This is a genomic window from Bradyrhizobium embrapense (assembly GCF_001189235.2).
Lineage (GTDB): Bacteria > Pseudomonadota > Alphaproteobacteria > Rhizobiales > Xanthobacteraceae > Bradyrhizobium > Bradyrhizobium embrapense.
Genome location: NZ_LFIP02000019.1, coordinates 1 through 12,394, shown reverse-complemented (window position 1 = coordinate 12,394; position 12,394 = coordinate 1). Strand labels below are relative to the sequence as shown.

General features: G+C 62.0%; 11 protein-coding genes, 1 tRNA gene and 1 pseudogene. 5 read left to right on the top strand and 8 right to left on the bottom strand.

Annotated elements, in window-relative coordinates; all coding sequences use genetic code 11:
• Positions 1-2: 2 nt before the first annotated feature.
• The 5 genes from AKN83_RS40805 to AKN83_RS36965 form a co-directional block, all read right to left on the bottom strand.
• Entirely contained in the window at positions 3-341 is a 339-nt protein-coding gene (locus AKN83_RS40805) for a hypothetical protein (RefSeq protein ID WP_244522235.1), read from the bottom strand.
• Positions 342-799: 458 nt separating this feature from the next.
• Positions 800-1,381, bottom strand: a complete 582-nt coding sequence (locus AKN83_RS36980) for an NUDIX hydrolase (RefSeq protein ID WP_050406836.1) — start codon at positions 1,379-1,381, stop codon at positions 800-802.
• A gap of 19 nt (positions 1,382-1,400) precedes the next feature.
• A complete protein-coding gene (locus AKN83_RS36975) occupies positions 1,401-1,841 on the bottom strand; it encodes a GNAT family acetyltransferase (RefSeq protein WP_050406849.1) in 441 nt (146 codons plus the stop codon).
• Positions 1,842-1,855: 14 nt separating this feature from the next.
• Positions 1,856-3,283 carry an FAD-binding oxidoreductase gene (locus AKN83_RS36970; RefSeq protein ID WP_050406837.1) on the bottom strand — a complete coding sequence of 476 codons (1,428 nt, stop codon included), beginning with the start codon at positions 3,281-3,283 and terminating at the stop codon, positions 1,856-1,858.
• A 112-nt stretch (positions 3,284-3,395) separates the two neighbouring features.
• Positions 3,396-4,382 carry an L-threonylcarbamoyladenylate synthase gene (locus tag AKN83_RS36965; protein WP_050406838.1) on the bottom strand — a complete coding sequence of 329 codons (987 nt, stop codon included), beginning with the start codon at positions 4,380-4,382 and terminating at the stop codon, positions 3,396-3,398.
• Positions 4,383-4,460: 78 nt separating this feature from the next.
• Here AKN83_RS36965 and AKN83_RS36960 point away from each other — a divergent pair.
• Positions 4,461-4,537 (top strand) — tRNA-Pro (locus AKN83_RS36960).
• 135 nt (positions 4,538-4,672) lie between these two features.
• On the opposite strand, the pseudogene AKN83_RS41955 reads toward AKN83_RS36960, so the two are convergent.
• Positions 4,673-5,104, bottom strand: a pseudogene (locus AKN83_RS41955) (tyrosine-type recombinase/integrase); the annotation flags it as partial.
• Between the two features lie 54 nt (positions 5,105-5,158).
• Between AKN83_RS41955 and AKN83_RS41950 the strand changes: the two are divergent.
• Complete coding sequence (locus tag AKN83_RS41950; RefSeq protein WP_050406839.1) at positions 5,159-5,581, top strand: hypothetical protein; 423 nt, start codon at positions 5,159-5,161, stop codon at positions 5,579-5,581.
• Between the two features lie 1,282 nt (positions 5,582-6,863).
• A complete protein-coding gene (locus tag AKN83_RS36950) occupies positions 6,864-7,184 on the top strand; it encodes a DUF736 domain-containing protein (protein WP_050406840.1) in 321 nt (106 codons plus the stop codon).
• Between the two features lie 175 nt (positions 7,185-7,359).
• Here AKN83_RS36950 and AKN83_RS36945 read toward each other — a convergent pair whose 3' ends face one another.
• Positions 7,360-7,998, bottom strand: a complete 639-nt coding sequence (locus tag AKN83_RS36945; protein ID WP_050406841.1) for an Lrp/AsnC family transcriptional regulator — start codon at positions 7,996-7,998, stop codon at positions 7,360-7,362.
• 313 nt (positions 7,999-8,311) lie between these two features.
• Positions 8,312-9,718 carry a helix-turn-helix domain-containing protein gene (locus AKN83_RS36940; protein ID WP_050406842.1) on the bottom strand — a complete coding sequence of 469 codons (1,407 nt, stop codon included), beginning with the start codon at positions 9,716-9,718 and terminating at the stop codon, positions 8,312-8,314.
• 133 nt (positions 9,719-9,851) lie between these two features.
• On the opposite strand from AKN83_RS36940, the gene AKN83_RS36935 reads away from it, so the two are divergent.
• Positions 9,852-11,381 (top strand): acyl-CoA carboxylase subunit beta, encoded by a 1,530-nt coding sequence (locus tag AKN83_RS36935; RefSeq protein WP_430641600.1) that lies wholly within the window; start codon positions 9,852-9,854, stop codon positions 11,379-11,381.
• Between the two features lie 2 nt (positions 11,382-11,383).
• On the top strand, positions 11,384-12,394 hold a 1,011-nt coding region (locus tag AKN83_RS36930; RefSeq protein ID WP_157113759.1), incomplete at its 3' end, for an acetyl-CoA carboxylase biotin carboxylase subunit.

Genomic DNA, 12,394 nt, shown 5'->3' with positions numbered 1-12,394 from the left:
TGTCACACTTCCCTGGCGCACCGAAGCCACTCCGTGTAGGCCTCGCCCCAGCTGGGCGGGCGGCCATGATAGAAATGATGGACACGCCCGGTGCCGAGCGACCTGTGGCTCACCATCGCCCTTCGATGCGCGCCGTCCCTGATGTAAGCCCGCATGCTGTTCTCGTCTGTCCACACCGTGACTGTGTGGTAATAGCCGTTCGCGACCCTTGCCGACACGGAAACGTTGCCCGGCGCCCGGCGTGCCTGCGCCAGGCATCTGAGCGTATGCCACCAGAACGGCACCAGCTTGATCCGACTGGCCGGCTTGAACCCCGTAACGGAGACGAAAACCCCGATCATCGATCATCCGTGAGCACGATCCCGATGCGGCCGACATGCGGGCATCGGCGAATACAGCATGGGAACCGATGCAGATACGCCTTGGATCGGTGTTTGGATCACCAGGTCCTGCAAAGCCGCCGGGATCTCACGGCATCGATACAGGCCGGTGCCGTATTAAGGTGGCATCCCATTGGCGATCTAGAGCTTTGTCGAGCGAAGTGACCACCGGCTTCCGTGAAGAAAAGCCCGTCGAGACAAGATTCTAGAGCCCCGTCCGATTGCATCGGAACGGAAATGGCTCCAGGGGCCAGCGCGCGACCGGGTGATTTCGGAATATTGGAAATGTATCCGTGAGTTGCCCGACGTGTCAAGTCGAGCGCCGGCCCATCGCCGGCTACTGTGCATGGGGTTGTTTTCGATATTTTGTCTAGCTGATGGCGTGAGCCGCCTCGGTCCACGCAGGGACGGCGCAGCGTTCACCTGAACAAATGCAGCGCTGCGTATTGCAGCAGCATGATGGTCTTGCCGTCGACGATGCGACCATCGCCGATCATGGCGAGCGCATCGTCGATCGCAAGCTCCAGCACCTCGATGTCCTCGCCCTCGTCGGCGAGTCCGCCGCCATCGCTGACGCGCATCGCGGCGTCGTATTCGGCGACGAAGAAATGCAGCTTCTCGGTCACCGCACCCGGCGTCATGAAGGCTTCGAACACCTTGCGCACATGTGCGAGCCGGTAGCCGGTCTCTTCCTCCGCCTCGGCGCGGATGCGCGCCTCCGGCGCGGCGTCGTCGAGCATGCCGGCGGCGGCCTCGATCAGGAGATCGTCATAGCCGTTGGCGAACGCGGGATAGCGGAACTGGCGCACCAGCACCACGGTGCGGGTCTTCAGATTGTAGGGCAACAGCGCCGCGCCGTTTCCGCGGTCATAGACCTCGCGCACCTGGGTCTGCCATTCGCCATTGCTGCGGCGGTAATCGAAGGTCGCGCTCTTCAGCTCGTAGCGGCGTTTCGACAGCAGCTCGACGTCCTTGACGCGGACGCGGTCGGCGATGCTCATGCGTCGATCCTCAGTTCTATCACGGAATAGCTTCGCGACCGTCGAGCCATTTGGCCAGCATCACCGAGGTCGATTCCTCATAGCCGAGCGATTGATAGAAGCCGCCCGCCTTGGCGTTCTCGCGACGCACCAGCAATTGCAGCTTCGGCACGCCGGCATTGCGCAGCCAGTCCTCGGCGGCCGCCATGATGGCGCGGCCAAGCCCTTTGCCCTGGCAGTTGGGATCGACGGCGACGTAATAGACCCAGCCGCGATGGCCGTCATGGCCGACCATCGCAGTTGCGACGATCGTGCCCGAGCTGTGGCCGACCAGGATGGCGGAGCTTGGCCCGCGCCGTGCCAGCGCGATGTCGGCGGCCGGATCGTTCCAAGGCCGGGTCAGGCCGCACGCCTGCCACAGCGCGACGACAGCGGCGACGTCGGCGTCGGTGATCTCTGCAATGGCGAGGGAGGCGGGCATTGTCGCCTGCACGGTCACAGCACCTTGCCCGGGTTCATGATGCCGAGCGGATCGAGCATCGCCTTGACCTGCCGCATCAGCTCGATCGCGACCTTGTCCTTGACGTCAGGCAGCTCGTCGCGCTTGAGCACGCCGATGCCATGCTCGGCCGAGATCGAGCCGCCCATCCGCAGCACGATCTCGAACACCACGGCGTTGACGTCGTGCCAGCGCGCCAGGAAGTCGGCCGCGTTGGCGCCGACCGGCTGGCTGATATTGTAGTGGATGTTGCCGTCGCCGAGATGGCCGAACGGCACCGGCCGCGCCCCCGGGATCAGCTTCACGACCGCCGCGTTGGCCTCTTCGATGAAGGCGGGCACGGCCGCGACCGGCACCGAGATGTCGTGCTTGATCGAGCCGCCTTCCGGCTTCTGCGCTGCCGACATCTCGTCGCGCAGCTTCCAGAACGCCTGGCGCTGGCTCAGATTGGCGGCGATGACGGCGTCGTCGACGATGCCGTCTTCCATGCCCTGGGCGAGGATCGCCTCCAGCGCATCGCGGGCGTCGTCGCGCGACGACGACAATTCCATCAGCACGTACCAAGGATGCTTGCTCTCCAGCGGATCGCGGATGTCGATGCCGTGGCGGATCGAGAAGTCGACCGCGATGTCGGCGAGCAATTCGAAACTCGTCAGGCTGCCGGCCGCCTCGTTGCGCGAGATCGACAGCAGCTTCAATGCCGCCGCGGGCGATTTCAGGCCGACATAGGCGGTCTCGACCGCGCGCGGCTTCGGAAACAGCTTCAAGGTTGCCGCGGTGATGATGCCGAGCGTGCCTTCGGCGCCGATGAAGAGGTTGCGCAGATCGTAGCCGGTGTTGTCCTTCTTCAGCTTCGACAAGGCGTTGAGTACGCGGCCATCCGCGAGCACGACCTCGACGCCGAGCGCCATCTCGCGCGCCACGCCATAGGCGAGCGCGCCGGTGCCGCCGGCATTGGTCGAGAGGTTGCCGCCGATGGTGCAGCTGCCCTCGGCACCGAGCGACAGCGGGAACAGCCGGTCGACGTCGGCTGCCTTCTGCTGCGCGATCTGCAGCACGACGCCGGCCTCGCAGGTCATGGTGTTGGATTCGACATCGATGTCGCGGATCTTGTCGAGGCGCCGCAGCGACACCACGACCTCGCCATTGTGCGGCGTCTGGCCGCCGACGAGGCCCGTGTTGCCGCCCTGCGGCACCAGCGCGATCCGGTGCTCGCTCGCAAGCTTGCAGATCGCGGCGACTTCGGCGGTCGAGCCTGGCCGCAGCACCAGCGGCGAACGGCCGTGAAACAGGTCGCGCTCCTCGGTGACGTAAGGCGCGATGTCGGCGGTATCGGTCACGGCATATTTGTCGCCGACGATGGCGCGGAATCTTGCAAGCAATTCGGGCGGAAGCGGCGGCACCGCTGATTGGACGATGTTCATTTCTTCTTGGTCTTTCACTCAGTCGGGATCTTTATTGAGGCATGACGCGCTGCGCAAACGCCTGGTGTCTGTCGCGCGGACAACCGGCTGGCACATTTCCGGATCATGCTTGCTAACGTCCAACCGCTGCGCGGCGCAGCCGGTCGTTGATGGCTTCGCCGAGCCCGTCCTCGGGTATGGGCATCACTGCGATAGCATCCGCGTTTCTCTTGTCGAGCGTGCGAAGGTAGCCGAACAGATTGGCGGCGGCCTCGGCGAGATCGCCGCGCTCGGACAGGTTCATCACCACCAACGCACATTCGCGCCGGGCGACCTTGGTCGGCCCGAACGCCAGCAAGGCCTCGCCGACATGGACGTCGCTGGCATTGAGCCGCACCGGCGTCCGCGGCGCATAATGCGAGGCGAGCATGCCCGGGGCGATCGGCTGAGCGTCGCTTTCGGCATCCTGCGGCGGCGATTGCAAGGGATGGCCGAGCACGCGCTCGATCTCGGCGCGCGTCAGCCCGCCCGGCCGCAGCAGCACCGGATCGGAGAAGCAGCCGACGATGGTGGATTCGACGCCGACCTCGACGGGGCCGCCATCGACGATCATGTCGATCCGGCCCGCCAGATCGCCGTTCACATGCTCGGCCGTGGTGGGCGAGACGTGGCCGGAGAGATTGGCCGACGGTGCTACCACAGCACCGCCGAAGGCCTTGATGATATCGCGCGCCACCTTGTGGGCCGGAATGCGGATCGCGACCGTATCGAGCCCGGCGGTCGCGAGTTCGGCGACCGGGCAGGAGAGCGCCTTCGGCAGCACCAGGGTCAGGGGACCGGGCCAGAATGCTTCCGCCAGTCGTAACGCCTGCCCGTCGAACAGGGCGATCCGGCGCGCGGCGCCGAGATCGGCGACATGGGCGATCAGCGGATTGAAGGCCGGCCGGCCCTTGGCCTGATAGAGCCGGGCGATCGCGGCGGCGTTGCCGGCGTCGGCGCCGAGGCCATAAACCGTCTCGGTCGGAAACGCCACCAGGCCGCCCTCGGCCAGAACCCCGGCCGCGGTCGCCGTGGCGGCGGCGCCGGCGGGCAAAACGTGCGTTTTCAGGCCTGTATCCACTGTGACTCAATTCCTCAATTGGTTGCCTTTGGTCCCTTGCGGTCCCCGAAACCCGACGCTATAAGCCGGCCTCCTAGTCGGAGTGTGGCTCAGCCCGGTAGAGCACTGCGTTCGGGACGCAGGGGTCGCAGGTTCGAATCCTGCCACTCCGACCAGATTTCCTTAGGTTTTTTCTTCTCATCGGTGGTTGTTCCCAAGTCAACCACCGATTTGACCACCGAAACATACCGCGCTTTCTGGCCGATGGCTGCCGCCGCCCCGTGCAAATGATCGGGATGGTGATGGCCATAGGTTTCCTGCAGGACCTCCGCCGACATGCCGAGGAACCCGGTTGCCTCCCAAATCGGCACGCCGCGCTGCATCAGCCAGGTCGCTGCCGTGTGGCGCAACGTGTGCGGAGTGACTTTCCCGGGTAACCTGGCCAGATCCACGGCAGATTTGAAGCCTTTCTTGACGGAAGCGACCGGCTTGCCATTGAACTCGACGAAGCAGGTGTTGATCAGCTTCCGGTCTTGCCAACGACGCAAATGAGCCAATAGCCGGGGTGGGAGCGGGGCTGGCGTCTGACGCTTCTTGGTGGCTCGCTTCCCGATCGGCCTTCGGTAGAAGATACCACGCTCGAGATCGACGTACGAGTGTCCAAGCTCGGGGTAAGGCGATGCCGCCGCGATTGCCCCGGCCCTGGTGCCGGTGTAGAGGCCGATCAGGATAAATCTGGCCACGTGTCGCAGCGGCCGGCGATCTGTCCGGACCGGGTTGCCCCTTGAGCTGCCGGCATGGACGGTCTGCTTTTCGCGATAGCGCCAACATTGCCAAATCAGGGCCGCCGCCTCGCTGCGTGTCAGCCACCGATCGCGCGCCTCACCTTTTGCCGGGAGGGAAACGCGAACCGTGCCGCGGTGAAATCCCTCCTTTGCATGATGGTTGATCGCGGCACGAAAAGTCTCGAGGTCACGACGCGCGCCGCCCCGGCTGCCGCGATGTTTAACGTAACCGGCACAGGTTTGCGCGTTGACTGCCGCCAGCTTCTTGCCGCCCCAGAAGTCATTAAGCCGGTCGATCCTCGCTTCGATTTCAAACTGATCACCGGGCTCACCGATATCGGTCAGATAGATCGACAGCACGTCGGCGCAATCGATGTCGTCGATATCTCGTCGGCTGCGCTCCGGTTGGTATTTTTGCGCGATGTAATTTGCTAGCGCTTGCTCTGCTTTCTGCGGAGGCTTTGTTTCAGACGCGCTCGCAATGCATCCTGTGGCGATATGCCGGTCGCCGTCTTTGATAATCCAAACGGACTGGGCGACGAGGTCGCCTCCGCGATACCGTGCTTTACGTCTGTAGAGCCGGGCTCCTTTGCTTGGACGCGGCATAATTCCCTCATTCTCTCTATATGAAAGAGTGTCGTGTAATCTTTGCCTGCAATGCGCTCGATGACGAGCCTTCCGCGAGAACTCTCTCTGCGCAACCCGGAGGCGGTCATCGAACCATCGGGAAATGCCACGGCCGCTGCTACAGAAAGCCGAAGCGGATCATGCAAACCAACAGCTTCGCGGTGCTGTGTGCCGATCATGTCAGCGGCATCGCAAAATCGCGAACGCACTGACGATGATCGGGCCTTAGGCGAGTGACATTCTTGTTTCTCTGATTGTTTAGAGCGTGTGTTTGTCTCGGGGGTGACCGGAGCCGGACATGTTATCCTGCATTGATCAAAGCTGCGACCCTGATCAGCGTTGCCGCTTTTGATCAGCCGCGCCATGGTGCTGGACGTCTCGGGATCGTCAGAGCCCATCGGCACATACAATCAACCCGTGGACGGCAACTCAATTGCGACGAGCCGCAGTTTGGGCCGACATGAGCGGGCAGGAAGAATGCGTGGGACGGAAGCGCCAGCGTTAGCTTAGGTGCGGATATCGATCACTTTTGCGAAGGGCCTCATTTTCACGTTGTTCGTTTCGGCTAAATTCTTGACTGCCAATCTTTGCTACCGTCAACGGTGCGGGCGAAACAGGCTCGACGAAGTTGACCCGTTGACCTGGCTACGCGCAGCGGTCACACGCCGGCCGATAGGTCTATCCGGTTCAACAATATGCGGCGCTTGCTCGACGTGGCTTGCTAGATTCTATCGGGTCGGATGTTTTGCCGCTTGGTAGATTTGACAGGTGGAGCACGGCCTGACGAACCCATGGGTGCGCTTCGGTTCGGGATCCCGGTGCGCTCGATGTCTGTCTTGCCGCTGCTTCAGAGACGATCTCTCTGCTCATGGCTTTACGACCTATGGCAACCGTACCGCCGCCCGAAACCCTCGCATGCTTCTTCTTTCCCCGCCGGCAAGCCGGCTCCTCGCGGCCGCTTCGCTGCAAAAAAAGGCGCGAGCTCGGGTGCGCCGCTGACGCTTCGCCCAGGGGTTCGGCGGCGTTCCGGCCGCCATGACGGTCTCGCCATCGCAGGGGATCGGCCCTGCGGCAGCAAAGGAGACAGACCATGACTGCGATCGGATTCGTCACCCGTAACGACAACGGCGGCTTTAGGGGCGAGCTCAAGACTTTGTCCATCCGAGCCCACATCGACATCGTTCCCAGCGCCAAGTCGACCGAGGCTCAGCCGGACTTCCGCATCCTCGCCCAGGGCGTTGAGATCGGAGCCGGCTGGATCCGGCGTGGCGAAAGCAGCGGCAAGGACTACGTCAGCCTGTCACTTGCGGCACCCGAACTCGGGTCTCGCAAGCTCTACGCCAACCTTGGCCGAGCCGTCGGCCTGGGCGATGACAACGGCTTTTTCCTGATCTGGAATCCCGGAGACTAGCTCGGGATCTTGGGCTCCCGCACCTCGCGCGGGAGCCTTTCTCCAGCGGCCAGCTTTTGACCGTCGCGTTAAGCGTGCGCGATCGAACGCCGAACGGCATTCGATCTTTGTGCGTTGGGCAAAAAAGCCCGAACAACGAGCGCAAGGTCGAGACTGTTCTCCTGCGCGGCTTTGCCTAAGGAAGGCTTGAGGGGTACTGCCCGTCACCCCGCGAAATCCGCGAAGTCTCGAGATTCATGCCGCCATCGATCCGCGCCTGGGGCGAGGCGTCGTATTGCTGTTTGGCGGGCCTGTCGAGTCGCCTTGAAGCTGAGCTGCACGACTTGACCTGAACTGGCCGGTTCGTGTCGATAGGGAGGACCGTCTTGTGGGAAATCCGCTTCAAGGCCAAATTCGAGCGAATACTCGAAACGCCGGTTATACGCGAGAGCTTGTTTACGATGAGGTCTTCAAGAGCATCGATGTCAGACACCATAACGCGGAGAAGATAATCGTTGTCGCCCGTCATCAGATAGCATTCCATCACCTCGCCAATGCGGTCGATTGAACACGTAAAGCTCTCGAGTGATGACTGGGCCTGCCTTTCAAGCTTTACTTGTATGAATGCCGTAACGCCGATGCCGAGAACTGCGGGATCCAGCACCGCAATTCGCCGGTCAATGACCCCGAGTTTTTCGAGCGTTCGAACTCGAGCGAGACACGGAGACGGTGAGAGATTGACGCGGGAAGCGAGTTCAACATTGGTCAAACTTGCGTTCTGCTGCAGTTCATTCAAGATCTTTATGTCGATCCTGTCCAAAGCCGTCGTCGTCATTTCGTTCTCCCATGGGCAAGCATTCGTCGTCCCATCGAGGCCCGGCCCCTCGCGTTATTCCGCGTGGTGACATCTCGATGAACAAATGCTATCCCTCGCCCGGGCATGTAGAATTTCGATAAAATGACGACTTGTATCGAAAAACGGTCAATCTGATTATGCCGCCCGAACATGTGGCCTGCGCGCAGTTGACTGCTGCCGTCGTGATGAGCAACACGATTGCAATCTGTGCAATGCTCTGGTCGCGGGAACTGAACCAGGTCCCAGCCCAAGCCCGCGATCACTGCAGATCCCGGCTTTGTCGTCGACGAATCTAGCCGGGTAATTGGTAGGGCAGTATGTCCCTGCGATCGCGGTCTATTCTCAATCTGCTCTTGAGCGGCGGGATCGCGCGTTGAGGACAATTGGTCCGCTCGCAGATTCGACAAGAAATTCCGATCGGATCGAAGGTGCCTTTGCTTGTGAGGTCGAGCCCGTCTGCATATACGAAATCCTTTGCATAGGAGACTTCGCATCCCAGCGCGATGGCATAGCGCGGACGAGGAGAGCCGAAGCCGCCCCGGCCTTTCGAAAGTTCGGTTGCGATGCAAAGAAATCGAATGCCGTCCGGTGTCTCGGCGAGTTGCCGAATGATTTGGCTTGGGGCCTCGAATGCCTGGTGCGCATTCCAGAGCGGGCAGGCGGCTCCGTAGCGTGCAAATTGCAGTTTTGCCGCGCTGTGGCGTTTGGTGATGTTCCCGGCGCGGTCCAGTCGGGCGAAGAAAACGGGCACACCCTTCGAGCCTTGCCGCTGAAGCGTAGACAAGCGATGAGCAACCTGCTCCAGGCTTGCGCCGAACCTGGTCGCGAGCAATTCGAGATCGTGCCGCAGCTCTCGAGCTGATTGCAGGAATCGTTGGTACGGTAGAACGAGGGCGCCCGCAAAATAGTTTCGCAATCCGGCGGCGCACACGTTTCGCGCATCGACTGATCGAAATGTCGCTTTATCTGCAATCTGACCAATCCGGTCTTCTTCTTCAAGGGCCGCGATTTGCAAGGCTATTTGGAAGGTTCGGGTTGGTGTCGGCAGATATTGGCTTAGGAACAGCGTGCGCGATGCGCGATCGAATTGCCGCAATGAAGTCTCGTTCGGAGCGCTCTGGCGAGTCTGCACGCCATGTTTCGATTCCAGGTAGCTGATCAACGCGCTCGTCGCGTTGCTGTCGGGAATATTCAGCTGGCCCGCAAGAGCCTCGGCCGCGGTATCCAACTCATGGACGTAATTGTCGACCAGGTGAAAGAAATCACGAACTTCCTCATAAGCCGTCGGTTCTCCCGCCACGTTGGCGATCTGGCCATCCAGGCTGGCGAGCTGTTCGCTGTTGCGCCGATATGCCTGATGCGCGTTCAGGAGCGCTTGAGCAAAACCGGGAGCGTTCTGAACCACCAGCTTCAACTCTTGTATGCTGGGCGTGTAGGAGGCGAAGATCGGATCAGCCAACGACTCAGCCAGCATCGAAATGACTTTGTCGCTGTCGTTGAGCGACAAAGAGCTGAGGTCGACCTGAAATTTTTCGGCAAGCAGCACCAGTACGGAGGCCGAGACCGGCCGCTGATTGTTCTCGATCTGGTTCAGGTAACTGAGCGAGATTCCCAGCCGCTCCGCGAACGCCGCCTGGGTGAGCATTTTGCCCTCCCTTATCTCACGGAACCTGCGGCCGATATAAAGCTTTCCTGCCATTTGCAACTTCGCAATTTACTGTTTGCAGGTTTGTAACATGTGCAAATGTGCGTCTTCAAGCCTTCTCAAGCCTCGGATCGCTTGTGTATGGCGGGGTAAAACTTGCTCGCCGACCCGACGGGGGTGTTGTGTGATCTCCACAATCGAAGCTCTTGAAGAACGTCGTGTCGGCGCAAGGTTTGGCGGCGGCGAAAAGCGTATCGAGGCGCAGCACGCCCGCGGCAAGCTGACCGCCCGCGAGCGGATCGAGCTCCTGCTGGACAAGGGCTCGTTCGAGGAATTCGACATGTTCGTCGAGCACCGCTCGATCGAGTTCGGCATGGAGAAGACCAGGATCCCCGGCGACGGCGTCGTCACTGGCTGGGGCACGGTCAACGGCCGCAAGACCTTTGTCTTCGCCAAGGACTTCACCGTGTTCGGCGGCTCGCTGTCGGAAACCCATGCACTGAAGATCACGAAACTTCAGGACATGGCGATGAAGGCGAGGGCGCCGATCATCGGCCTTTATGACGCCGGCGGCGCGCGCATCCAGGAGGGCGTCGCTGCGCTCGCGGGCTATTCCTATGTGTTCCGCCGCAACGTGCAGGCCTCGGGCGTGATCCCGCAGATCTCTGTCATCATGGGCCCCTGCGCCGGCGGCGACGTCTATTCGCCTGCGATGACCGACTTCATCTTCATGGTGAAGAACACCAGCTATATGTTCGTCACCGGCCCCGACGTGGTGAAGACCGTCACCAACGAGTTGGTGACGGCCGAGGAGCTCGGCGGCGCCTCGGTGCACGCGACGCGCTCCTCGATCGCCGACGGTGCCTTCGAGAACGACGTCGATGCGCTGTTGCAGATGCGCCGGCTGATCGACTTCCTTCCCAGCAACAACACCGACGGCGTGCCGGAATGGCCGAGCTTCGACGATATCGGCCGGGTCGACATGTCCCTGGACACGCTGATCCCCGACAATCCGAACAAGCCCTACGACATGAAGGAGCTGATCCTGAAGGTCGTCGACGAGGGCGACTTCTTCGAGATCTCGGAGACGTTCGCCAAGAACATCGTCACCGGCTTCGGTCGCATCGCGGGCCGCACGGTGGGCTTCGTCGCCAACCAGCCGATGGTGCTGGCGGGCGTGCTGGACAGCGATGCCTCGCGCAAGGCCGCGCGCTTCGTCCGTTTTTGTGATGCCTTCAACATCCCGATCGTGACCTTCGTCGACGTGCCGGGCTTCCTGCCGGGCACGAGCCAAGAATATGGCGGCCTGATCAAGCACGGTGCCAAGTTTCTGTTCGCCTATTCGAAGTGCACGGTGCCGCTCGTCACCATCATCACCCGCAAGGCCTATGGCGGCGCGTTCGACGTCATGGCGTCGAAGGAAATCGGCGCCGACATGAACTACGCCTGGCCGACCGCGCAGATCGCCGTGATGGGCGCCAAGGGTGCGGTGGAGATCATCTTCCGCAGTGACATCGGCGACCCCGACAAGATCGCCGCGCGAACCAAGGAATACGAAGACCGCTTCCTGTCACCCTTCATCGCCGCGGAGCGCGGCTACATCGACGACGTCATCATGCCGCATTCGACAAGGCGCCGGATCGCGCGGGCGCTGGCGATGCTCAGGGATAAGAAGGTCGAGATTCCCGCGAAGAAACACGACAATTTGCCTCTGTGACCATGTTCAAGAAAATCCTGATCGCCAACCGCGGCGAGATCGCCTGCCGGGTCATCAAGACTGCGCGCCGTATGGGGATTGAGACGGTTGCCGTCTATTCCGAGGCCGACCGCGATGCGCTGCATGTCGAGATGGCCGACGAGGCCGTGCTGATCGGCCCGCCCGCCGCGGCCGAGAGCTATCTTCTGATCGACAAGATCGTCGAGGCCTGCCGCAAGACCGGCGCACAGGCGGTGCATCCCGGCTATGGCTTCCTGTCCGAACGCGAGGCGTTTCCGCGCGCGCTGGAGGCGGCCGGCATCGTCTTCATCGGTCCCAACCCCGGCGCGATCGCGGCGATGGGCGACAAGATCGAATCCAAGAAGGCGGCTGCGAAGGCGAAAGTCTCGACCGTGCCCGGTCATCTCGGCGTCATCGAGGACGACAAGCACGCGGTGCAGATCGCCGACGAGATCGGTTATCCCGTGATGATCAAGGCCTCCGCCGGCGGCGGCGGCAAGGGCATGCGCATCGCGCATTCGAAGGGAGAGGTGGCCGAAGGCTTCAACCTCGCCAAGGCCGAGGCGAAGTCGTCGTTCGGCGACGACCGCGTCTTCATCGAGAAATTCATCGTCGATCCCCGGCACATCGAGATCCAGGTGCTCGGCGACAAGCATGGCAATGTGATCTATCTCGGCGAGCGCGAGTGCTCGATCCAGCGCCGCAACCAGAAGGTCATCGAGGAGGCGCCGTCGCCGCTGCTCGATGAGCAGACCCGCCGCAAAATGGGCGAGCAGGCGGTCGCGCTGGCCAAGGCCGTGAACTACGATTCGGCCGGCACAGTGGAATTCGTCGCCGGCCAGGACAAGAGCTTCTACTTCCTGGAGATGAACACCCGCCTGCAGGTCGAGCATCCCGTCACCGAGCTGATCACCGGCATCGACCTCGTCGAGCAGATGATCCGCGTCGCGTCCGGCGAAAGGCTCGCGATCGCGCAGAAGGACGTCACGCTGACCGGCTGGGCGGTCGAGTCC